The following is a 24350-nucleotide window of genomic DNA, read 5'->3' as shown; positions in this document are numbered from 1 at the left end:
TAAATGACGGGTTTTCACTCATATAACGATATGGTGTTTCGTTAGATTTACATGGGTGCTGATTTCGTGGCAATAACGATATGGAGTTTCGTTAGAGCGCCAGAGGATCCGGCTGAATTCAAGATTCTATGTCGAGAACGCTCCTTGGTTTGGTTCGAGCTCCAAAGTGAAATTATTGAATTACCAATTGAAAGAAGATTCGAAGTCGAATATGCTCCCTTGATTTACTTCGTGATCAAAAGTGGGTTTTTTGAATTACCTCTATAAAAGGATGGTGTGAAGTATGGCGTTGCGGATTATCGTCCAAGAACCGGACGAAGTGCTGCATCAGGTAGCAAAAGAGATCAAGAAAATAACCCCTAACGTGAAAAAATTGCTTACAGATATGGCGGATACAATGTATGACGCCGAAGGAGTCGGACTTGCGGCTCCCCAGGTTGGCATTCTTAAGCGTGCCATCGTGGTGGATGTTGGGGATGAGCATGGCTTGATTGAATTGATCAACCCTGAGATTGTCAGCAAGGAAGGAGAGCAATTCGGAGCCGAGGGCTGCCTGAGCATTCAGGGGCTGCGCGGTGATGTGCGTCGTGCCCAGAAGGTAACTGTAAAAGGTCTCGACCGCAACGGTAATGAAGTTACTTATACAGGAACGGATCTGCTGGCAAGAGCTTTTCAGCATGAAATTGACCATCTGAATGGTGTTCTATATACGGATGTTGCAGAAAGAGTATATGAAATTACCCCTGAGGGTGAAGAAAAGGTGTGAGTATAGGGTGAATATCGTATTTATGGGCACGCCCGCTTTTGCCGTACCATCTCTGGAGGCGTTGCTTGCAGGAGGCTATAAAGTAGTAGGTGTAATAACACAACCGGATCGTCCGCAAGGGCGAAAAAGAATACTAACCCCGACTCCTGTAAAGGAAGCGGCTTTACGTCATGGGCTACCTGTGCTGCAGCCGCAGAAGATGCGCGCGCCGGAAGCTGTGGAGGAACTGGCTGCGCTGTGTCCGGATCTCATTGTAACCGCGGCCTACGGACAGATCTTGCCGAAGGCGGTGCTTGATCTGCCGAAGCTTGGCTGCTTGAATGTGCATGGATCCCTGCTGCCAACTTATCGCGGTGGAGCGCCGATCCAGCGTTCGATCATCAACGGCGAGAAGGAAACGGGTGTCACGCTGATGTATATGGCTGAAGGCCTGGATACGGGCGATATGATTGAGAAAGTAGTAGTTCCGATTGAGGATGAAGACAATTCAGGAACGATGTTCGAGAAATTAAGCGTAGCTGGGGCAAAGCTGCTGATGGAGCAGCTGCCGCTGATTCTGAACGGCACCGCCAAACGGATTCCGCAGAATGATGCGGAGGCTTCGTATGCTCCTAACTTATCGCGCGAGGATGAACGGATCGATTGGACGGCTTCTTCCCGGGATATTTTTAATCGGGTTAGAGGGTTAGTTCCTTTCTCGGGTGCATTTACACTGTGGAATGATGAAGTGTTCAAAATATGGTCTATAGCCAAGCCATCTGGTTCGGCTTCGAGCTCTGATGTGGCTCCTGGAACGGTGCTTGACCTGTCCGCGCAAGGGATCGAAGTGAAGACTGGCGATGGGTCGGTTTGGCTGACTCGCGTGCAGCCCGCCGGCAAAAAAGCAATGGAAGCTTCCGAATTTATTCGCGGCGGCGTGATGAAGAAAGGTACGGTATTGTCATGAGTGACAAGAAAGGTAGTTCCAGTCAGGCTGGCAGCAGCAAGGGACGACAAGGGGATAAGGCAGGAGCGGGTAGAGGTGCGAACGCAGGACAAAGAGGCAAGAAGACGCACCCTACGGCGCGGGATACTGCACTGGATGTGCTGACCGCTGTTGAGCAGGAAGGGGCATATAGCAATCTGCTGCTTAACGGAGCACTGCAGAAGTCTGGATTGAGCGGCCCGGATGCGGGACTGGCTACTGAACTGGTGTACGGTACGATATCCCGCTTAAATACAATTGACTACTTCCTGGAGTCTTTCGTAAGCAAGGGCTTGGCCAAGCTGCAGCCGTGGGTCAGAAATTTACTGCGGCTAAGCTTCTACCAATTATATTATCTCGATCGAATCCCTGCTCATGCGGCAGTGAATGAAGCGGTAAACATCGCGAAACGGCGGGGTCATCAAGGCATCTCTGGAATGGTGAACGGGGTGCTTCGCAATGTGCTCCGCCGCAAAGAGGAATTGATCCTGCCTAGTGATTTGCCAGCGGCAGCCCGGATATCGCTAGCGTATTCCCATCCGGAGTGGCTGGTCGCACGTTGGATTGAGCAGTATGGTGAAGCTGTGGCTGAAGCCATATGTCGGTCGAACAATGAACCGCCTTCGGTCAGCGTCCGAGTGAATCGGTCGAAGATCAGCCGGGAGGAAATGCTGGGAATTATGCAAGGTCAGGGGCTGGAGGCTACTCCCTCTCCTGTAACGACGGACGGCATTCTGGTGCAGAGCGGCGGTAACATGGCGCTGACTGAATGGTATAGCAAGGGGCTGATCTCCATTCAGGATGAGAGCTCGATGCTCGTTGGTGCGGCGGTCAATGCTCACCCTGGGATGAAGGTGCTGGATTGCTGCGCGGCTCCTGGAGGCAAGACCTGCCATATCGCTGAGAGGCTGGAGGGGCGTGGCCAAGTGATTGCCAATGACATCCATCCACATAAAGCGAAGCTGATCGCAGACCAGACTCAGCGTCTGGGTCTTCAGATTGTGGAGACCATGACCAGCGATGCTGTCACATTGTCTGAGCATTTTGCTCCAGAGTCGTTCGATCGTATTTTGCTGGATGCGCCTTGTTCTGGTCTGGGGGTTATCCGTCGCAAACCAGATTTAAAATGGTCGAAAACCCCTGGGGATATTTCAGAGATTAACGCGATTCAACATGCTCTGTTGGATGCGGTATGCGGGCTGCTCAAGCCGGGCGGGGTTCTCGTCTATAGTACCTGTACGATCGAGCGAAGCGAGAATGCCGGGATGGTGGAAGCCTTCCTGCAGCGACATCCAGAGTTCTCCCTTGCTGATGATCTCCCGGAAGACGGGGATAACTTAAGGGAGGCAAATGTCAGAGAGAAGACGGGCCTGCAAATCTTGCCGCAGGACTTTCACTCCGATGGCTTTTACATTGCCCGCCTTGTGAAGAAGACCAGTGATCAAACTAAGTAAATAATGATTGGTCATGTCAGCGTTACCATGCGTTGGATGAATGAGGCACACTTCTACTTTAAAGTTATGCGATGTAGAGGTGTGCTTTTTTGTGACCATGCATTATTGAACTAGTTGGATCGAGACCATTTCCATTGTTAATCGGTTAAAATAGAGGAGAATTGAGCGGATTGGTTGAATATTGTAGTTAGTTGTAGTTAGTTCATGTTAGTTCACTGTAAGTTGTTAGTGTTCGAATGTGCCCAATCATAGCTGCCATTCTTGGCATGTTAGATGGATTAATGATCGGGTAATTGCAATATATACATTTAAAGTCTCAAGTAGCAGGTAAATTTCTTTTACTAATGTATTTAGTACACTTAAACTAGCTCATTTCTGTAAATTGGGGGGACTCTGCTATTCTAACTGCATGTTCTGCATTAAAATCTGCTTTCATACTGATTGCTGCGGGTTTAACTGTACTTTCTGCAATTACGGAGCTCTTCTTAGCGGAATTTTGCAACGTTTGAACCAATCATTTGGATCAACCATCGTTCCCCGAACCTCTGACGAAACTACAGATCGCTATTTTCCCAAAAACAGCGGTAAAAAAATTTTAACGAAACACCATATCGTTATTCGCTGGAAATCTCGACTTTAGTCCCCAAACTAGCTCCAATAGCGATCCCCAGTTTCATTAAAATTAGAAACAGCCCTTTTGAACGCGAATAGCGACATGACGTTTCGTTAGAGATGGCTGATAAAATTCATAGGCATCTGACAGCAGATTTTTCGGATTTCAAGAGGAAATTTTGCTAAAATAAGAGCAAAGGACGTAATATAGACTGTAACGTTGATTGGTGCGAACCCCAAGCGAACATGAAATCCCCGGGGGATTCGCACCAAGAATCTCTTGGCTTTTATCCATAAATGGAAAATAAAGAATATTTTCAAACTATCAATATTTTTATTTCAGTAAGAAAGTACCGATTTCTGGGCTTATCCGCCCTAATTTCGGAGTCGCATCCTACGTGGATGCGTGGATTGAAAGACATCACCGGCTGCAGAGGGAGGGAAAAGAACCAGTCGCATCCTACGTGGATGCGTGGATTGAAAGTGTGATCCAAACGGTGATAGCAATAAAGCGCGTTGTCGCATCCTACGTGGATGCGTGGATTGAAAGTCCTTTTCAATTGGTCGTGACAAAATGCCTGCTAGTCGCATCCTACGTGGATGCGTGGATTGAAAGCTCTACCCTGTACATAATTATTCGTTTGCCTCCGCGTCGCATCCTACGTGGATGCGTGGATTGAAAGCCCAAAAATGGCGCCCAGACCACGACGAGAAATCATGTCGCATCCTACGTGGATGCGTGGATTGAAAGGATACACGCTAACGCAAAGATGACAGCACCTTACGTCGCATCCTACGTGGATGCGTGGATTGAAAGCCGTTTTTAGAAATAACGAGATCAGCCCCAAAGTCTCCCGTCGCATCCTACGTGGATGCGTGGATTGAAAGACTTTCCATGAAACGGTCATGATCCTCATAATAGTCGCATCCTACGTGGATGCGTGGATTGAAAGCGAAAAGGTCTTCGAAGGTGTAATCCGGGCAGTCAAGTCGCATCCTACGTGGATGCGTGGATTGAAAGGTTTTTGGTCGTCCGTTTTCGTAATCCCAATCCGGTCGCATCCTACGTGGATGCGTGGATTGAAAGTAACAAGGAAACGGGAGAGACAAACATATTTGATGTCGCATCCTACGTGGATGCGTGGATTGAAAGTGTGAAAGTGGATGCTGCATTGTATTTTTGGAACTGTCGCATCCTACGTGGATGCGTGGATTGAAAGTCAGCAATATCCATTAGCGTCTCTGCTTGCCAGTCGTCGCATCCTACGTGGATGCGTGGATTGAAAGTCCGTCCTTATTTACGGCATATGTCAGGTCCTTTGTCGCATCCTACGTGGATGCGTGGATTGAAAGATGTTGTGAATGCATACTGTTTTGTTCACAGACTGGTCGCATCCTACGTGGATGCGTGGATTGAAAGAAGTTGCTGTTGGTTTAGCATCACCTTCATGCGCCGTCGCATCCTACGTGGATGCGTGGATTGAAAGCTCTAATGCATAAAATCGCTTAGAGAGCCATTTCAGGCGTCGCATCCTACGTGGATGCGTGGATTGAAAGTTGAAATGAACCGGTCTCTCCAGAATGATCATTTCGTCGCATCCTACGTGGATGCGTGGATTGAAAGATTTTGTAGCAGTCTCTTTCGTTATCCGTTAGCGTCGCATCCTACGTGGATGCGTGGATTGAAAGATACTAGAGCTTCTAGCGATCCATCCGGCGATCCGTCGCATCCTACGTGGATGCGTGGATTGAAAGTACCTCCTCAACTGGTTCGTCATAAAACCAACCTCGTCGCATCCTACGTGGATGCGTGGATTGAAAGCTTTTTTCGATCTCCTTGATCGTCATCATGACCAGTCGCATCCTACGTGGATGCGTGGATTGAAAGCCTTTACGTAGACAAGGCTGGCATAGATGGTGATCTCGTCGCATCCTACGTGGATGCGTGGATTGAAAGGCAATATGTCCAAAGAAATCCCGGTCGCTGCTACTGTCGCATCCTACGTGGATGCGTGGATTGAAAGTTTAATGAACAACTTGAAAAGGGCGCACGTCGTAGTCGCATCCTACGTGGATGCGTGGATTGAAAGTTTGGAGCTGCTATGCAATCAGTCAGCACAGCGACAGTCGCATCCTACGTGGATGCGTGGATTGAAAGTGGATGACTTTGGCGATGGATACCAGGCAGCTGGCCGTCGCATCCTACGTGGATGCGTGGATTGAAAGGCCGCGCTGACGGGTTTATCCGTGAGCTGACTGACAGTCGCATCCTACGTGGATGCGTGGATTGAAAGTGATAAGGATGTCGATTCTGGCGAATACCTATTCGTCGCATCCTACGTGGATGCGTGGATTGAAAGTGTACCCTTTGCTCAAGTATTCCTGAGCTTTGAGGTCGCATCCTACGTGGATGCGTGGATTGAAAGTTTAAACCTATGTTTGGCTCAATCGCAGCTGGCAGTCGCATCCTACGTGGATGCGTGGATTGAAAGATGTAGTCTAGACAGTGTAACGTCTTGATCGAATCGTCGCATCCTACGTGGATGCGTGGATTGAAAGAGGCAGCGATACTTTCCCGCAACTAGCGGCTAAGGTCGCATCCTACGTGGATGCGTGGATTGAAAGATGGATGACAATATACCTTCGTCTTAATTTCCGAGTCGCATCCTACGTGGATGCGTGGATTGAAAGTGCATGAACACCGTTTAAAACGTCATCGCCCTGTTCATGTCGCATCCTACGTGGATGCGTGGATTGAAAGACGCAAGGATGCCGCGTGGTACTCGGAAAATACGTCGCATCCTACGTGGATGCGTGGATTGAAAGTTCTAGGTTAAATGTTTTTTGGCAGCCAGCATTACGTCGCATCCTACGTGGATGCGTGGATTGAAAGTTTTTTTAGCCATACACACCGTTTTCCTCCCCTGGTCGCATCCTACGTGGATGCGTGGATTGAAAGCTTTATCATTGCGGGGAATAAAATACGATGGATCAGGTCGCATCCTACGTGGATGCGTGGATTGAAAGATGTATCCACCAACCGTCTTGCCGATAAGTTATTTGTCGCATCCTACGTGGATGCGTGGATTGAAAGTGAACCGTTTAACCTTTTTAGTATACTGCGCTCGTCGCATCCTACGTGGATGCGTGGATTGAAAGCATTTTCACCGACGCACTGCCCAGACGATTACGGGTCGCATCCTACGTGGATGCGTGGATTGAAAGCAAAAGCAATGACTCCGTAAAACATAATAAAAAAGATCGTCGCATCCTACGTGGATGCGTGGATTGAAAGTCTTTGCGAGGGTCATCGTGGTCCCGACGTTGTACCGTCGCATCCTACGTGGATGCGTGGATTGAAAGCTCGATCAATACGATGTCTTCGCGGGCAACACGGTCGCATCCTACGTGGATGCGTGGATTGAAAGTGCTCGATAATTTCGTTGTCATAATACGGAATGTCGTCGCATCCTACGTGGATGCGTGGATTGAAAGTAGATTCAGATCAGAAACCGAAGTATGTAAGTCGTCGCATCCTACGTGGATGCGTGGATTGAAAGATAGGGGAGACGGATGGAAATGAATCGGGTATGTAGTCGCATCCTACGTGGATGCGTGGATTGAAAGGTTCCAGCCCTGGCTATCAGCTTTATAGCTGGAGCGTCGCATCCTACGCGGATGCGTGGATTGAAATGGCAAACCAGTTTCGCTCTCTGGACGATTTAATGTCGCATCCTACGTGGATTAAAGCCATCCTTTGCTAGACATCTATAAATGTTATATACTGGAATTTGGTGAAGCACACTTCTACTATTGTGAAGCGATAATAGGGGTGTGCTTTTTTGTATACATAAGGGATTGGAGTTACTGTTTATATGAGAAAATAGTAGAACATACTTATTCTGGAGGGGGATAGCAATGATTTTTGAAATGACCACTCAAGTTCGGGTATCAAACATTGAAGAGGGGCAGAAATGGTATGAGGCACTTTTAAATAGAAAGCCTGATGTTATACCACATGAAGGCTTTGCGGAGTGGGAACTGGTTCCCGGATGTTGGTTACAGATTGCAGAAGGAATGCCTACTGAAGGCAATGGACCATTACGTTTTGGAACAACGAATATTGAAGCTGAAAAAGTTAGACTTGTTGAAGTGTTAGAGATCGATGATTTTGAAATTTACTCAAGACCAGAGGTTCCAGTTAAATGGGGGACTTTTACAGATCTTTGGGGAAATCGTCTTGGATTTTTTGAGTATCTGGATAAATACGAAGAACGAGAACGTATAAGGATGATTCTTGGAACTAAAGAGAAATAATATAATTGGGGTATATTGTCGTGATTTTTAATATGGAGAAGTTCCGTGCAGGACAGATGGACAAGTCGCATCTACCGTATATCCATGCTCCGCTGATGGACCATTGGCAGCAAATGAAGGGCTTCCGACGCGGCGCAGGATTAACAGACCTGCAGGGACGTAATTTTGCATTACTAGACGGGGGTGTGGTATTCTACCATCCGGACCAATCGAGCCAAGATGGTTTTCAATCGATGGTGACTCATTAGCTTTTAGCAATCTGAAGATTAATGCCGGGCAATAGCTGTTTTATGAGGGCCTGGTCCTATCTTTTTAAGACGTTAAGCCTTGTCAAGGGCTTCCTCTTTAGTGTTATTATATTTTATGCTAAAATAGGTGGAATGAGTATGATGGTGTAATTGATACTATAAGAATAGGTGTGTGAAGATGAAACCTTTTATATATGATCTTACTTTGGAAGAGCTCCAGCAATGGGTGGTTGAGCAAGGGGAGCCTGCCTTTCGCGGTGCGCAAATATTTGACTGGCTTTATGTGAAGCGCGTAAACTCTTTTGATGAGATGACCAATTTGTCTAAGACGCTCCGTCAAAAATTGGACGAACAGTTCTCTTTCGTCACTTTGAAGGAAATTACGAAGTTCGAATCCAAGGATGGGACGGTCAAATTCCTGTTCGGTCTGCATGATGATCATGCGATCGAGACGGTCATCATGAAGCATAACTATGGTAACAGTGTCTGTGTTACTACGCAGGTCGGTTGCAGAGTCGGTTGTACGTTCTGCGCGTCTACCTTGGGCGGGCTCAAGCGTAATCTTACTCCAGGCGAGATCGTTGCTCAGGTCGTTCAAGCACAGAAGATTCTTGATGACCGTGGCGAGCGCGTCAGCAGCATTGTGATCATGGGCACAGGTGAACCTTTCGAGAATTATGAGGCAACGATGAAATTTTTGCGAATTATGATTCATGAGAAGGGCTTGAACATTGGACAACGGCATATTACTGTATCAACGAGCGGTATCGTTCCCAATATATATAAATTTGCTGATGAGGATACTCAGATCAATCTGGCGATTTCGATTCACGCTCCGAATGATGCGCTTCGCTCCAAGCTAATGCCTGTCAACCGGCGGTTTCCGTTTGCCGATGTTATTGAGGCGCTGCGATATTATATCGCCAAGACTGGACGTCGGGTAACGTTTGAATACGCTCTGATTGGCGGGGTTAATGACCAGGTGGAGCATGCGGAAGAACTGGCGGAGGTCCTCAAGGATATGCTCTGCCATGTAAATCTGATTCCGGTGAACCATGTTCCGGAACGCAAGTATGTTAGAACCTCAAGAAACGATATTTTTCAGTTTCAGCGCGCATTGGCGGATAAGGGCATCAATGTGACGATTCGCCGGGAGCAAGGACATGATATTGCGGCGGCTTGTGGACAACTGCGGGCCAAACATATGCAGTCTGGTACGAGGTGATAAGTTTTGATAAAAACGGCTTATGTAAGTGATGTAGGGCGAGTTCGCTCTGTAAATGAAGACAGCAGTTGGGTGGCAGGTCTGGAACAAGGATATACGCTTGCTATCGTTGCTGATGGTATGGGAGGACATCGAGCTGGAGATACAGCCAGCCGTCTGACAGTCGAGACGATTGTTCAGGATTTGCGGTCCTTGCCTGCTGGTCTCTCTCCGCAGGAGTTCGGAGATGAATTGCAGCGGGCGATTCTGCATGCGAATGAAATCGTATTTCGCGAGGCGAAGGAGCATGTGGAATATTACAACATGGGCACTACGGTCGTAGCCGTCCTCCTGCAGGAACGGATAGGGGTAATTGGCCATATCGGCGACAGCAGAGTGTATCAATTCCGAAAAAGCGATATTGCTCAGATTACTGAGGATCATTCGTTAGTTAATGAACTGCTTAAGAGTAATCAGATCAGTGAGCAGGAAGCGAATGTGCATCCGCATCGGAATATCGTTACCCGGGCATTGGGGACAGATGAGCAGGTTGCCGCCGACATGTATCCGGTGACATTGGATGAAGGGGATATATTGCTGCTCTGCAGTGATGGTCTCAGCAATTATGTAACCCCGGAACAAATGATTCATACGCTTGAAGCCAGTGAGCTTCCTCTTGACCATCGTGCGAATCAGTTACTTCAATTTGCCCTGGATGCGGGGGGCGATGACAATATTACTGTCGCATTATTGGAATATCATGATGAGTCTGAGTCAAGCGCAAAGGGGTGGAATTTATGATCGGTCACGAGCTAGGTGGTCGTTACCAAATTATTGAACGAATTGGCGGGGGAGGAATGGCCCTCGTATACCGGGCACAGGATATTCTGCTAAACCGCAATGTGGCTATCAAGGTCCTGCGTCAGCAATTTGTGAATGATGAGGAATTCATTCGCCGCTTTCGCCGTGAAGCACAATCAGCTGCATCTCTATCACATCCGAATATCGTCAGCGTCTATGATGTAGGACAAGAGGGCGATGTGCATTATATTGTGATGGAATATATTGAAGGCCGTAACCTGAATGAAATTATTAAAGAGCGTGCCCCACTGCAGGTGGATGAGGCGGTTCGGATCGCTTCGCAGATTGCCGATGCTTTGGATCATGCGCATATGAATCATATTATTCATCGCGATATTAAGCCGCATAACATATTGATCGGCCGGAATGGCTGGGTTAAGGTAACGGATTTTGGGATCGCGCGGGCTGTGACCTCAACCACGATTACGCAGACAGGCTCGGTCGTCGGGTCGGTGCATTATTTCTCGCCTGAACACGCCAAAGGAGTGGCCACCGGTGAGAAGTCCGATTTATATTCCCTCGGGATCGTACTCTATCAGATGCTAACCGGACGTCTTCCATTCCTGGGAGAAAGCCCGATCAGCGTTGCGCTGAAGCATCTGCAGGAGCATTTTGATGAGCCGCGTTCCGTGAATCCGATGATTCCTCAGAGCGTAGAGAATATTATATTGAAATCTATGCGCAAGAATCCAGGGGAAAGATATGAATCTGCCAAGGAAATGCGGCGTGATCTGGAGACTAGCCTGCTACCGGAGCGGAGGACGGAGTCCAAGCTTATTTTTGCCGAGGATGATGATGAGGATAGCACTCGCATCGTTCCAGCCATTAAGCCTCAGGGCAGACAGTCTGGCGGGGGCTCGAAGCTGTCCCGTGATGATCAAGGCTCGGATGAACGGCAGAAAAAGAAAGCGAGTCAGAAGCCGTCAAGCAGCAAAGTTAAAATGTGGGTTGGTATTACACTGATTGTTCTGGTCGCGATGCTGGGTATCGCTTGGTATGTGAATAAGCTCGTCACAGTGCCTGAGGTTACAGTACCAAATGTCATTAATAAATCTATTGAAGAGGCGACAGAGGAATTCTCTAACGTGGGCATTGTTGTCGGCGAGATTATCCAGAAATACAAAGAAGGCGTGGATGAAGGAATCGTCTACGATCAGAGCAAGCCTGAGGGAACCTTGGTGAAAAAGGGTTCAACGATTGATTTAACGGTAAGCATTGAGAAAGAGCTGGCGAAAATGCCATTGCTGACGGATTCGAATATTACCTATGACGTTGCTGTGGATCAGCTAGTGCAGCTCGGGGTGTCACGGGACAAGATTAAAAGGGTTGATGAACCCTCCAATGAGGTGGAAGCAGAGAGAATCATCTCGCAAGATCCAGCCGCTAATTCTTCGTTTGATCCAGAGAAGGTTGAGATCACCCTGAAGGTGAGCAAGGGGCCGGAAAATATCAAGATGCCTAAGCTAACCGGATTAACTCAGGACGAAGCGCTGAAGGCAATCGAGGGGGCGGGACTGAAGCTCGCCAAGGATGGAATTAAGCAGAAATCGAGCTATGAGGTTAAAGCGGGCGAAGTTATGGAGCAGTGGCCATTTCCTGAAGGCCATGATGTAGCGCCAAACTCCGATGTTACGATATTCGTCAGCTCAGGATATCCGCCGGAAGCGATAGAGTATACCTTCGAGTTCCCGGTAGTTCCGGCAACGGATGGTGAGAAGAGCAAGATTCGCATCATCTACGCGGATGCCCGCGGTGAGAATCGGGAAGGGGACACAAGGACAATTTCCAAGCCGCAATATATGTCGGTAGATTTGGTACTGGCGCCGAACAAGGACGGCTTTGTCAATGTGTACTGTGATGGGGCATTAACGAACTACACGATCTCGTATATTGACGCCAAGCAGGGGACGGTACCGGTACCGTCGATGCCTGTAACGAATCCGAACCCGGATGATTCAAATACGGACTCTAACGATGGCAATAACGGCAACGGGGATGCTGATCAGGGTGTTCCTGATACCGGGTTGAATGATAGCTCAGTTAGATCGAATCTGTCAGATTCCTCTAAATATACCGGGAAATTAGCTAACGGGAAATTGGATAATAGCAAGATGAGAGGATCCAGACATCGTTAAAAATAAACAGCAGAGCTTGAATCGATACAAGAGACAGATATGAAAGCGAGGCCTGCCAAGAATGCCTAAAGGCTTGATCGTTAAGGCGCTAAGCGGATATTACTATGTGAAACCTGCTGACCCGGCGTTGGATGAGATTGTCCAGTGCCGGGGACGCGGTATTTTTAAGAAAAAGGGAATAACACCTCTAGTTGGAGATCGGGTAATGTATAGCCCGACCGAGAATGGCGAGGGGATGGTGGATGAGATTCTGCCGCGTACGACAGAATTGATTCGTCCGCCGATCGCCAACGCCAGGCTGGCAGTTCTGCTCTTCTCTCTGAAAGAGCCGGATCTGAATTTGCAGCTTCTGGACAAGTTCCTGGTACATATCGAACATGCGGGGCTGCAAGCGTTGATCTGTCTGACCAAAGAGGACTTGCTCGAAGCCGAGGAAGAGGATGCGGCCAGCATCACAGCGCAAGTAGCCCGGCTATATGAACAGATTGGATACGAAGTATTCATTACCAGTTCAATTACTGGAAAAGGAACGGGAGCGGTGAAGTCGCGGCTGGCTGGGGAGATCAGTGTGTTATCCGGTCAATCCGGGGTCGGCAAATCGACACTGCTGAACGCGATGTTCCCCGGTTTGTCGCTGGAGACGAGCGAGATCAGCATGAAGCTGGGCCGCGGCAGACATACGACTCGTCATGTGGAACTGATCGAACTTGAGAATGGCGGATATGTGGCGGATACTCCTGGCTTTAGCCAGCTTGATTTCCTGGAACTTGGAGTCGAGGAGCTCTCCACCTGCTTCCGTGAGTTCCGCGATTTCGCGGAAGGATGCAAATTCCGAGGCTGCACCCATCTTCATGAGCCTGGCTGTAAGGTAAGGCAAGCGCTTGATGAGGGGACTATTGCGGCAGGGCGCTATGAGCACTACGTACAATTTTATGAGGAAATGAAAGAGAAAAAACGGAGGTATTGACTTCATGAACGACATCTATATTGCACCGTCTATATTGTCAGCTGATTTTGCCAAGTTAGGTGAAGAAGTGGTCGAGGTAGAGCGTAGTGGCGCCGATTGGCTTCATGTCGATGTCATGGACGGTCATTTCGTCCCTAATATTACATTCGGAGCAGCGGTGATGGGAGCGATTGCCCCTCTGACCAAGCTGCCACTGGATGTCCATCTGATGATCGAGAATCCCGAACAGTATATTCCGGCCTTTGCTCAGGCGGGAGCACATCTCATTACAGTGCATCAGGAGGCTTGCATCCATCTGCATCGCGTTGTGCATCTGATCAAGGAGCATGGGGTTAAGGCCGGCGTAGCGATCAATCCGGCGACTCCGGTATCTGCCATTCGCGAGGTGCTGGAGGATGTAGATCTGGTGCTCGTCATGACGGTGAACCCGGGTTTCGGAGGACAGGCCTTCATTCCGTCAACGCTGCGGAAGATCAAGGAATTGAAGGAATTGCGGGAAGAGCTGGGACTGAAGCAGCTTCGAATCGAGGTAGATGGTGGAATTTCGGCAGCTACGGCGCCGCTTGTCGTGGAGGCAGGAGCGGATGTGCTGGTAGCGGGCAATGCGGTATTCGGCCGCAGTGACCGGAGCGAGGCTATTCAAGAGATTCGCAGCAGTTTACAATAGTAGGCCTGCTAGTAAAGTTTGCACGTTAGCAGGATATTTGCATGGCTTCGTCTTGTCTGATTGGCATAGTGATTCACTAAGGCGCATACAATGGGTTACATGAGCGGGTTCTCATGTGGCCTTTTTTTGTTGACGGGGAATACACAGGAAAAGGGTGCAGAACATACAATATGGTTGAGGGCATGAGAATGATGGGGAGGGTGAACGATGAAATTTTATACATTCAAGCTGCCTAAGTTTTTGGGAGGATTCGTTAAGGCCGTATTGAATACTTTTCACAAAAACTAAGCAGTGACAACTGCTGCCGCTACCATGGATTACGGCGCTACGCAAATCCTGCCTTCCATCACGCGGTTTGTGGCGAATAGCTGTTTTCATGGTTGCAGAAAAGCGGCGGAAGAATACGAAAAAAGCACCTCTATTTAAGAAAAGGTGCTTTTTGTCTATATGCTTATTCTCACCATTATGCGCGAGTCACTTTACCGGATTTCAAAGCCCGAGTGCTGACGTATACGCGCTTTGGTTTACCGTCTACCAAGATCCGGACTTTTTGCACGTTTACGCCCCAAGAACGACGATTGCGATTGTTTGCGTGGGATACATGGTTACCGCTGCTTGGTTTCTTGCCAGTTACATAGCATTTGCGAGACATTCATTACACCTCCTGTTCCAATACACCTGTCTTGAAAATAACAGTTTATTATTGAAGTTAACAGTTATTGTTCAAGCCGGCATAAGCCGGTCGATTTCCTTCTTGTAAACCTATAAATGTATAGGAAACCGCATAAAACAATACTTACATATAATATCACAGTAAAAAAACGTCCGTCAACCGATCGACAAACTTTATTTCTATAGTGTGCTTGTTGCGCTTTGTTTATTTATTTATCTTTGTTCTTATAGTACAATATGGTTTAGCCCATAATAATTTCAAGGGAGGAGTGAGCGTAGGCGTGACTATACAACTGGAGACCGAATATGGAAGAATCGATATTTCGGAGGAAACAGTAGCTGTGATCGCCGGATCGGCCGCCATGGAATGTTATGGACTGGTAGGGATGGCAAGCCGGAAACAATTCAAGGACGGCATTGCTGAATTGCTGGGGCGTGAGAATTTAGCCCGAGGTGTGGAAGTGAGACACGATAATAAGCGATTGGCAATTCATCTTTATATCATAGTCAGTTATGGTACGAAAATTTCCGAGGTTGCCTACAACATACAGCGAAAAGTAAAATACGTATTAAATGAAGTCGTTGGACTCGAGGTGGCCCAGGTCAACGTTGTAGTTCAAGGCGTTCGTGTATCAAGCTAGGAAGGGGAATTCTCATTGAGTAAGCGTTCTATTAACGGAACAGATTTTACAGCCATGGTACTAGCCGGGGCGAAGCGATTAGGAGATCATGCCGAGCATGTTAACTCCCTGAATGTCTTTCCGGTTCCTGATGGAGACACCGGAACGAATATGAATCTAACGATGACGGCCGGAGTGGCCGAATTGAATAATAACGGATCGGGCGGGCTTGGCAGCCGGGCAAATACGCTGTCGAAGGGATTGCTGATGGGGGCCAGAGGGAACTCTGGCGTTATTCTGTCCCAATTATTCCGCGGCTTCGCCCGCTATTCTGCTTCGTATGAAGAGCTGAATGCTATGCAGTTCGCTGCCGCTCTGCAGAGCGGGGTCGACACCGCTTATAAGGCGGTTGTGAAGCCGGTAGAGGGCACGATCCTTACGGTAGCGAAGGAAGCTGCCAAACATGCGGTTCATCAGGCCAGACGCACTACAGATATCGTAGATTTGATGACGGATGTATTAGCTAAGGCCAAGGAGGCTCTGGCGAATACACCGGAGCAATTGCCTGTATTGAAGCAGGTCGGAGTTGTCGATTCCGGCGGCCAAGGGCTCGTCTATATTTACGAAGGCTTCGTAGAGCAATTGACGGGGAAAGTCAAACCGCTCGATTCGATGCCTGCACAGCCAGCACAGGTTCCTACAGGGGCCGTCTCTGCGATCGCAGTGCCTCATATAGAGGATCATCATGATGTCTCCGCTCAGGCCAAGCTGATTACTGAGGATATTGAATTTCTGTATGATATGGAATTTTTCATAAATCGTACTTTAGGCGGCGTACCGCATGCGAATTTTGATGAGGATCAATTCCGGAAAGCGTTATCAGTGAATGGAGACTCGATTATCGTTATCGCAGATGATGAAATTGTTAAGGTTCATGTGCATTCCAAAGCACCGGGTGAAGTGTTAAATCTGGCGCTGAGATATGGGGAGATTACACAGATTCATATTCTGAATATGCGTGAACAGCATCGTGAATTGCTGTCGACCGGACTGGACGCCGCTCCGATGCCGGAACTGTTCGCTGATATCCCGGCTGAACCGGCGCGCTCTGAAGATCCGGCTGAGCTTCCAGCGGATGAGCTGGCTCCTTATGGATTTATCGCTGTAGCCTCCGGCCAAGGGATTGCTGATATTTTCAAGAGCCTCGGCGTGGATGTAGTTCTGTCCGGTGGGCAGACGATGAATCCAAGCACGGAGGATTTCGTGAAGGCGATCCATTCGATCTCTGCACAGCATGTATTCGTGCTGCCGAACAATTCGAATATCGTGCTTGCCGCTCAGCAGGCTCGTGATTTACTGGAGGACGAGCGAAGCGTAACGGTAATCCCGAGCAAGAGTATCCCGCAGGGGATTGCTGCTGCCTTTGCTTTCCAGGAAGATGAGAGCGCAGAGGTTAATACGGAGAATATGCTGAACGCGGTATCCCATGTCAAAACTGGACAAGTTACCTATGCGATTCGCGATACGATGTTCGATGATCTGCAAATCAAGGCAGGCCATTATATCGGGATCGAGAATTCCAAGATCGTGGCTACGGAAGAACATTTGCTTGAGACAAGTCAGGCGCTGCTGACCAAAATGCTGGTTGGCGGAGATGAGATCGTTACTATTTTAATTGGAGAGGACGCTGCCAAGGAGACTACCGAGTCTTTGGTGAACTGGCTCAATGAGACTTATCCAGATGTCGAAGTAGAGACTCATGATGGCGGACAACCGATCTATTATTATTTATTCTCGGTTGAATCCTGATCGTCTAATAGTTTGAGTTCAAAAAGTTTGGTTTTCAGTACCGAGTTACTCCGTGATTCACTGCGTAATCAGGAATGAGCTTTTTGAACAACCTCTTGCAAAAGAGGAATGATGAAAGGGTGAAGATACCTATGAGTCAGATCGTTATTGTAGCAGACAGTACGGGCGATGTTCCTGCAGCGCTGGTTGCTGAATACGGTATTCATATAATACCGATGCGGCTTGCCTTTGGGGATGAGTCTTTCTTGGAAGGAATCGACATCACGGTAGAAGAGTTCTATGACAGGCTGGCGAAGTCCAAGGATCTGCCGACGACTTCGCAGACCTCGCCTGCTCAGTACGTCGAGGTATATCAGAATCTAATGAAGCAGTACCCCGGTTCTCCTATCGTCTCGATACATCTTTCTTCGGGGATGAGCGGCACCTATCAATCCGCTCTGCTGGCCAAGTCGATGGTCGAGGAGGATTCGGCGGAGCCGGTGAATATCACGGTGATTGACTCGCTCTGCGCCAGCTACGGCTTTGGCATGCTGGTCGTGCATGCGGCAAGACTGGCGAAGCAAGGGGCTTCCGTTGAGCAGATTCGCACGGAGTTAGAGCGTCTCGGACAGGGGCGCCGGCTTTATTTTCTGGTCGATACATTGGAATATTTGCAGAAAGGTGGTCGGATCGGCAAAGCGGCGGCCATTCTTGGCACACTGTTGAACATCAAGCCGATTCTGTCTGTAGACCATGAAGGCATTATCTATTCGGTAGATAAGGTTAGGGGCCGCAAGAAGGCGGTATCCCGCGTGATTGAACTGTTCAGGAATGATTTTCCGAACCACAAGGATCTGAACGTCGCTGTATGCGATTGTGTGAATCCTGAAGGAGCGGAAGAGATTATTCAATTGTTGTCAGAGCATTTTACCCTGCATGAGATCGTCCGTAACAGCATCGGTTCTGTAGTCGGGACGCATGTGGGACCTGGTACCGTGGCTATATTCGTATGGCCTGCTTAAAGAAGTCGTTTTAAAAAGTCCGCCTTTGATCATGAAGCAGCACCTTAGTCTGAGCTGAGGCTGCTTAGAGGACACACATCGTTAAGCTTTGCTTGGAATGATGAAAAGCTGACTTTTTGAATATGTACTTAAAATAAGGGGTTTGAAACAGATGGATTTGCATGAAATCCCCGTTAGACAAGTCAGCGGCGTGAGTGCTCTCAAGGCAGGAGAGCTTCACGCCTTTGGCATCTTTACGGTGAATGATCTAATTGAATATTACCCGTTCCGTTATGAAGATTATCGGCTTAAATCGCTGACAGAGGTCAAGGACGGCGACAAAATTACGGTTCAGGCCAAAATTATGGGTGTTCCTGTTCTGCAGCGTTATGGGCGCAAATCAAGAATGACCTGCAAAATGGTGGCCGAGGAGTGGATGTTCACAGCGACATGGTTCAATCGTCATTTCCTGCGCGACCAGCTGGTGGCTGGTCGGGAGATTATATTGACCGGGAAATGGGATCTGAGGCGTAATCAACTCACGGTATCAGATTCAGAGTTCCCGGATAAAGGGGTGCAGCGAAGCGGTACGGTTCAGCCGGTCTATTCGGTTGGCGGCAAAATAACGCAGAGCTGGATGCGCAAGACGATCAAGCAGGCCTTGCAGCAATACGGGGAATTGATTCCCGAAATTCTGCCTGAGGAGCTGTTGAAGCATTATAATCTGATGTCCAGGAAGCGGGCGATCCAACGGATTCATCTGCCACAGGATCAGGCCGAAGGGCAGCAGGCTCGTCGCCGCATGGTATATGAAGAGTTATTCCTATTCCAGCTGAAGCTGCAGGCTTACCGCGCGATTAATCATGAGCGGATGGATGGGGTGGCCCATGTCGTTGAGAATTCTGCGATCCGGGAATTTGTGCGCAGCCTTCCGTTTGAGCTGACAGATGCGCAGAAGAAGGTAGAGCTGGAGATCCTGCAGGATATGCGCTCTCCTTATTGCATGAATCGGCTGCTGCAAGGTGATGTTGGCTCCGGGAAGACCGTCATTGCTGCGATCGCGCTGTTTGCTGCGGTGAAGTCAGGGCATCAAGGGGCGTTCATGGTGCCGACTGAAATTTTGGCTGAGCAGCATGCCCGTTCGTTGGCGGCGATGTTCGAGCCGTTCGGTATTTCGGCAGGCTTATTAACCGGGAGTGTGACGGGCCGTAAGCGCAAGGATCTGCTCGCCTCGCTGCAAATGGGCTTGACCGATGTTATTATCGGTACCCATGCCCTGATTCAGGAGGACGTGTTCTTCCGTTCGCTCAGCATCGTAGTTACGGATGAGCAGCATCGTTTTGGGGTGAATCAGCGTAGTGTTCTGCGGAGAAAAGGGTTCAATCCCGATGTGTTGACGATGACGGCCACGCCGATTCCGCGAACGCTGGCGATCACCGCCTTCGGCGATATGGATGTCTCCACGCTCTCGGAGCGTCCGAAGGGCCGCAAGCCGATTTCGACCTATTGGGTGAAGCATGAGATGATGGACCGCGTGCTCGGTTTTATTTCCCGTGAAATAATGCAGGGCAGACAGGCTTATTTGATTACGCCGCTGATTGAGGAATCGGAGAAGCTGGACGTTCAGAATGCGATTGATCTGTATGTGTCGATGCAGCAGGCGTTTCCGGATTTTCGTGTCGGATTGCTGCATGGCAGAATGACCCCGGGCGAGAAGGATGAGGTCATGCGGGCGTTCTATGCGAACGAGGTGCAACTACTCGTGTCGACCACGGTTGTAGAGGTCGGCGTGGATGTGCCTAATGCTACGCTGATGATCATCATGGACGCCGACCGTTTTGGCCTGTCGCAGCTGCATCAGCTGCGGGGCCGCGTGGGGCGGGGGGAGCACGCATCCTACTGCGTGCTCATCGCCGATCCGAAGACGGAGGTAGGTCAGGAGCGAATGAAGGTCCTGACCGAGACGGACGACGGCTTCGAAGTGGCGCGCCGGGACCTGGAGCTGCGCGGTCCCGGGGATTTCTTCGGCACGAAGCAGAGCGGCGTGCCGGAATTCCGAATCGCGGACATGGTCAGCGATTTCGCGGTGCTCGAGGCGGCGCGTGACGACGCCGCCCGGCTGGTCGCAGGCGAGGCCTTCTGGACCTCGCCTGCGTATGGGCCGCTGCGCGGCTACCTGCAGCGGGAGCAGGTGCTGCAGGGCGAAGTGATCGATTGACCCCCCGCCGGGGGGCAATCGATCGGTGCACGGCCTGCGGGCCGTGTACCCCGCGGGCCGTGCACTCGCAGGCCGTGCGCCCCGCAGGCCATGCACCCTGCAGGCCGTGTACTCGCAGGCCGTGTAGCCTTGCAAGCTCCGTAAGCTTGCTGAGCTCCGCCCACCGCCACCACTGCCCGCTCCAAAGCTGCAAATATTCAGGATCTCCTATTAGGTCAGCCAGAGATTTCGGGTTGGCCTATTTTAATATATGTTTTTACGATGGTGGTGGCCGGGAGAGCGATGCAGGTTTTCCAAATATGCAGGTTGTTGATGAAGATATGACTTGGAGAACGCGAGACAGAGGCTGATCTAAGCTGCCCTAACTTTGTAACGAAACTGGGGATCGCTATTTGCGTCAAAAGGAGCCATTTCAGAATCTAACGAAACTGGGGATCGTTATTGGGGCAGATATGGGGCGAAAAGGCGGATTTTTACCCGAATAACGATATGGTGTTTCGTTAGATTTGAATGGGGGCTGATTTCGGGGAAATAGCGATATGGAGTTTCGTTAGAGCTCGGAAGGGCTTCTCAATGCGTTTTCAGTAGCCTGATTTTCGCAGGAATTATCCTCACAGGCCGAAATATGGGCTAAATTTCTGCAAAATTGCAGGCTTATTTCGAGGTGCGCGGCTTTTTCTGAGGTACGGGTCCTTTCCAAGCACAGGATTAGTACGACACTAGGTAGGTACTAGCGGAACTATCAGTACTAGAGGGACTAGCGGGCGGGGCGGGGGATGTACTAGCGCACGGGTTCGAGCCAAAACCTTCGCCATATGCACGAATAAACGAATGCCTGCGTCCTTAATTCATTTTTCGAGACACTTGTACAGGCCTCCCATCATATATCTAGAGAGTAGGTGTGAATGAGGGAGGTGCAATGAGCGTTTGAGTTACCAACAGTTTGGCATTAGCCCACAGCTGGTGGAGCGGGTGAAGCATAAAATGAAAAATCCGGCGACGAAAGAGCGGATCAAGGCTCTGGTCGATGGTTTAACGAAATCGGATTTGCAGGATCGCTCGAAGGTACGCCGACTGGTGAAATCGGCAGCAGGTATTCTGAATGAGCGCTTGACGGGGGTACAGGAGGAGCAGATCGTACATTTTGTCATAGCTCAGAAGATTGATCCACGCAATACATTTCACCTGATTAAACTGTGGGGCATGTTCCGATAGCGGTTTTCCGCAGCCTCAGCATAGTCTATGAACAAAAAGTGAGGGTTCTTGCATAAAGAGCCTTCACCTTTTTTCGTATTACGGGTATCTCCACCGCCGCCCTTCACCGAACGAGGTACTGCATATTTAATGAGCACCCAGGCCATTTAACTGTGACACTCACACCTGCATATTCCGCTTTTAGTACAGGCTTTACTTCATAGTGGTCGATCGGTATAATTCGAACCAATGAGCACTTATATGGATAATTTACTCTATGGACGAGAAGGAGAGGCCGGAATTGCACATGATGGGTACCCCCTATGAGCTTATATTGTATTTTAGCGAGGACCATATCTCTTTTCTGACGAACAAGGTAGATGCCGCCGATCACAGCCATTACTACATACAGTTTACCGTAGGATTGGAGCAACCAGTGTGTATTGCACTAGAAGACCGACCCATACAAGCTCCGGGCCTTATTCTTCAATCCAGCATCATCCATCAATTGCAGGGCAACCAGCAGTGGCAATGGTATATGCTGATCAATCCTGAATCCAGCTTGGGTGAGCGAGTGAAGCGGATGTACCTGCAGGATTCAAATGTCTTTTTATTCGGACAAGATCAGGTCGATCAACTTCGACAGCTTGCTACTCAGCAATTATATTCGGTATTTAGCCAGGATAATTACAATCAGAGCATGAGCCAGTTTATGCGAATTCTACGGCTGCAGGAACAGGAGCATGAGTTGGAGCCCGACCCGGAGGATGACCGCATTGGTGACGTATTGCTTGCTATTGAGAGATTTCCGCCCCATGAACTAACCGTGAGAGCGCTCAGTCAGCATCTGTATATTTCAGAGAGCCGATTATCTCATATTTTCAAACAAAAGGTAGGTACATCCCTCGCAAGCTACATCGTGCATCATAAATTAAGAACGGCGTTCCAGGCGATCTTCAATGGGGTGTCGATGACCGAGGCGGCGATGGAGGCTGGCTTCAGCAGTTCCTCGCATTTCTCCAGAACCGTCCGAGATAAGCTGGGCATGCCCGCGCGTGTGATCGTGCAGAATAGCAGATTTTTGAAAGTGTAACGCTCCCCTCTACCTTATACTTATAAGCAAAAGGGGTGATGATCATGGAAGCATTCCTGCAAGCGACAGCGTTAGTCGACTATAACCATCCATCGATTCAGCAGCTCATTGCGGAGAAGGGCTGGAAGAAGCTTAGCGACTACGAAAAAATCCGTCAAATCTACGATTACGTAAGAAATCAGATCAAATTCGGATACAACCGCGGCGATGATATCGCTGCATCGGAGGTGCTTGCTGACGGCTACGGGCAATGTAACACGAAGAGCATTCTGTTGATGGCGCTGCTGCGGGGCACGAGGATTCCGTGCCGAATTCATGGTTTTTATATCGATAAAAAAATGCAAAAGGGCGCGCTTACCGGTATCGTCTATACCTTTGCCCCTGCGAATATCGTTCATGCGTGGACAGAAGTATGGTTCGAAGGGAAATGGGTCGCTCTGGAGGGGGTCATTATCGATGACCCTTATCTCAAGCAGGTGCAGGATAGACTCTGTAGCTATAATGGAGGGTATATCGGCTACGGAATCGCCATTAAGGATAAGGGGAGCATCAATCTATGCTGGCGCGGTGAGAGCACCTATATTCAGAGCTTCTCGATCACCGAGGATTTAGGGTATTTCGACCATCCTGATGAATTCTTCGCCAAGCATAACAATGTTAAGGGCACTGTAAAAAAATTCTTGTTAAATCTGCTCCGCAAACGGATTAATCGGCAGACGGACGTGATCCGCAGGGGAGGGATAAGGGGTTAGCCTGGTTCAACAGGCGACCTCTTTTTTATGGAAATGGGGCTTCATCATCTTACCTCTCCGGCTTGCTTTTTTACAGAAATTGCTGTATTTTTATATTGACATGATAGTAGGTCAAAAAAGGAGGCAGACATGACTCCACGAACGAAAGCGCAAAATGAAGAAATTCGAAATCGGCGAATTGCCCAAATCGTCGCGGCGGCGGCGGATGTGTATTTAGACAAGGGCATGCTGATGGAGATCCGCGATGTTGCCCGCGTGGCCGGACTGGGGTATGGGACGGTGTACCATTACTATAAGAACAAAATCGATTTGCTGCATGATCTGTTGTGGCAGGCGATGGAACGGATGGCTATGACCGTGCAGCAGTTGATTGATGAATCACAGGGGCTCTCAGGTGGCAAACTTCCTTATGAGGAAGCTAGGGTATCCGGAACTGGAGACCGACCGATAGAAAGTGAACAGGAGAATCAGCAGCTGATGGTGCTGGTTTCCGGTATTTTGAAGGCTTGGTCAAAGGATCATGCCGCGTATCTGGTATGTCAGCTGGGGAATGAGGCCTACCGTCAACTGCCCGAGGAACAGGCTTCTCCCCTGGCCAAGGTGTACCTGGAGTATATTATCGCTCCTCTGTCCACTGTGCTTGAGCAAGGTGAAGCAGGAGTGCCATCCGATATGATGACTATAGATGCAGAGAACAAGGCGCAAATGCTGCTATCTGCGATGTGCGGATGTACGTTGTTGCCTCTTAGGCGGGGGACGCTGCGCTCTGAGGCGGAGGGGATCGCCAGCTTTTTATGCGCAGGGCTGATGTAAACCG

General features: G+C 49.2%; 20 protein-coding genes and 1 CRISPR repeat array. Of the genes, 19 read left to right on the top strand and 1 reads right to left on the bottom strand.

The features are described from left to right. Window positions 1–283 precede the first annotated feature (283 nt). The 11 genes from def (at window position 284) to spoVM (ending at window position 14483) form a co-directional block, all read left to right on the top strand. Window positions 284–766, top strand: a complete 483-nt coding sequence (def, locus tag BFJ94_RS09440) for a peptide deformylase (RefSeq protein ID WP_120462439.1) — start codon at window positions 284–286, stop codon at window positions 764–766. A 7-nt stretch (window positions 767–773) separates the two neighbouring features. Further along, on the top strand, window positions 774–1712 hold the full coding sequence (gene fmt, locus BFJ94_RS09435) for a methionyl-tRNA formyltransferase (protein ID WP_120462438.1): 939 nt from the start codon (window positions 774–776) through the stop codon (window positions 1710–1712). Continuing rightward, the gene (rsmB, locus tag BFJ94_RS09430) at window positions 1709–3184 is read left to right on the top strand and encodes a 16S rRNA (cytosine(967)-C(5))-methyltransferase RsmB (protein WP_120462437.1); all 1476 of its coding nucleotides are present in this window, start codon (window positions 1709–1711) and stop codon (window positions 3182–3184) included. The genes fmt and rsmB overlap by 4 nt, the downstream gene beginning before the upstream one ends. Window positions 3185–4182: 998 nt before the next feature. Then, a CRISPR array of direct repeats spans window positions 4183–7490; the repeat unit is 32 nt; unit sequence GTCGCATCCTACGTGGATGCGTGGATTGAAAG. Window positions 7491–7714: 224 nt separating this feature from the next. Next, window positions 7715–8113 (top strand): VOC family protein, encoded by a 399-nt coding sequence (locus tag BFJ94_RS09425; RefSeq protein WP_120462436.1) that lies wholly within the window; start codon window positions 7715–7717, stop codon window positions 8111–8113. A 20-nt stretch (window positions 8114–8133) separates the two neighbouring features. Next, window positions 8134–8361, top strand: a complete 228-nt coding sequence (locus BFJ94_RS09420) for a hypothetical protein (protein WP_162944223.1) — start codon at window positions 8134–8136, stop codon at window positions 8359–8361. A gap of 178 nt (window positions 8362–8539) precedes the next feature. Beyond that, on the top strand, window positions 8540–9586 hold the full coding sequence (gene rlmN, locus BFJ94_RS09415; RefSeq protein ID WP_120462434.1) for a dual-specificity RNA methyltransferase RlmN: 1047 nt from the start codon (window positions 8540–8542) through the stop codon (window positions 9584–9586). 6 nt (window positions 9587–9592) lie between these two features. Then, window positions 9593–10366: a Stp1/IreP family PP2C-type Ser/Thr phosphatase gene (locus tag BFJ94_RS09410; protein WP_120462433.1), complete on the top strand. Its 774-nt coding sequence runs from the start codon at window positions 9593–9595 to the stop codon at window positions 10364–10366. Then, window positions 10363–12561: a Stk1 family PASTA domain-containing Ser/Thr kinase gene (gene pknB / locus BFJ94_RS09405; RefSeq protein WP_120462432.1), complete on the top strand. Its 2199-nt coding sequence runs from the start codon at window positions 10363–10365 to the stop codon at window positions 12559–12561. The genes BFJ94_RS09410 and pknB overlap by 4 nt, the downstream gene beginning before the upstream one ends. A 61-nt stretch (window positions 12562–12622) precedes the next feature. Continuing rightward, window positions 12623–13528 (top strand): ribosome small subunit-dependent GTPase A, encoded by a 906-nt coding sequence (gene rsgA, locus BFJ94_RS09400; protein WP_120462431.1) that lies wholly within the window; start codon window positions 12623–12625, stop codon window positions 13526–13528. Between the two features lie 4 nt (window positions 13529–13532). Beyond that, entirely contained in the window at window positions 13533–14195 is a 663-nt protein-coding gene (gene rpe / locus BFJ94_RS09395) for a ribulose-phosphate 3-epimerase (protein WP_120462430.1), read from the top strand. Window positions 14196–14402: 207 nt separating this feature from the next. Then, window positions 14403–14483 carry a stage V sporulation protein SpoVM gene (gene spoVM / locus BFJ94_RS09390; RefSeq protein WP_036621610.1) on the top strand — a complete coding sequence of 27 codons (81 nt, stop codon included), beginning with the start codon at window positions 14403–14405 and terminating at the stop codon, window positions 14481–14483. Window positions 14484–14658: 175 nt separating this feature from the next. Here spoVM and rpmB read toward each other — a convergent pair whose 3' ends face one another. Next, a complete protein-coding gene (rpmB, locus tag BFJ94_RS09385; protein ID WP_120462429.1) occupies window positions 14659–14847 on the bottom strand; it encodes a 50S ribosomal protein L28 in 189 nt (62 codons plus the stop codon). A gap of 301 nt (window positions 14848–15148) precedes the next feature. Here rpmB and BFJ94_RS09380 point away from each other — a divergent pair, with 301 nt between their 5' ends. The 8 genes from BFJ94_RS09380 to BFJ94_RS09345 all read left to right on the top strand — a co-directional run bounded on the left by BFJ94_RS09380 (window position 15149) and on the right by BFJ94_RS09345 (window position 24346). Further along, window positions 15149–15508, top strand: coding sequence for an Asp23/Gls24 family envelope stress response protein (locus tag BFJ94_RS09380; RefSeq protein WP_120462428.1), 360 nt, complete (start codon window positions 15149–15151; stop codon window positions 15506–15508). 15 nt (window positions 15509–15523) lie between these two features. Next, on the top strand, window positions 15524–17296 hold the full coding sequence (locus BFJ94_RS09375) for a DAK2 domain-containing protein (protein ID WP_120462427.1): 1773 nt from the start codon (window positions 15524–15526) through the stop codon (window positions 17294–17296). Window positions 17297–17427: 131 nt separating this feature from the next. Further along, window positions 17428–18297, top strand: a complete 870-nt coding sequence (locus BFJ94_RS09370; protein WP_120462426.1) for a DegV family protein — start codon at window positions 17428–17430, stop codon at window positions 18295–18297. A gap of 151 nt (window positions 18298–18448) precedes the next feature. After that, window positions 18449–20494 (top strand): ATP-dependent DNA helicase RecG, encoded by a 2046-nt coding sequence (recG, locus tag BFJ94_RS09365; protein ID WP_120462425.1) that lies wholly within the window; start codon window positions 18449–18451, stop codon window positions 20492–20494. A 927-nt stretch (window positions 20495–21421) separates the two neighbouring features. After that, window positions 21422–21709: a stage VI sporulation protein F gene (locus BFJ94_RS09360; protein WP_120462424.1), complete on the top strand. Its 288-nt coding sequence runs from the start codon at window positions 21422–21424 to the stop codon at window positions 21707–21709. Between the two features lie 256 nt (window positions 21710–21965). Continuing rightward, the gene (locus tag BFJ94_RS09355) at window positions 21966–22781 is read left to right on the top strand and encodes an AraC family transcriptional regulator (protein ID WP_229716819.1); all 816 of its coding nucleotides are present in this window, start codon (window positions 21966–21968) and stop codon (window positions 22779–22781) included. A 44-nt stretch (window positions 22782–22825) separates the two neighbouring features. Beyond that, on the top strand, window positions 22826–23533 hold the full coding sequence (locus BFJ94_RS09350; protein WP_120462422.1) for a transglutaminase-like domain-containing protein: 708 nt from the start codon (window positions 22826–22828) through the stop codon (window positions 23531–23533). Between the two features lie 129 nt (window positions 23534–23662). Then, the gene (locus BFJ94_RS09345; RefSeq protein ID WP_120462421.1) at window positions 23663–24346 is read left to right on the top strand and encodes a TetR/AcrR family transcriptional regulator; all 684 of its coding nucleotides are present in this window, start codon (window positions 23663–23665) and stop codon (window positions 24344–24346) included. Window positions 24347–24350: the final 4 nt, after the last annotated feature.

This window comes from Paenibacillus aceti (assembly GCF_003614185.1).
GTDB lineage: Bacteria > Bacillota > Bacilli > Paenibacillales > Paenibacillaceae > Fontibacillus > Fontibacillus aceti.
Note: the sequence above shows the minus strand (reverse complement) of the source record. Positions and strands in the feature narration are given on the sequence as shown.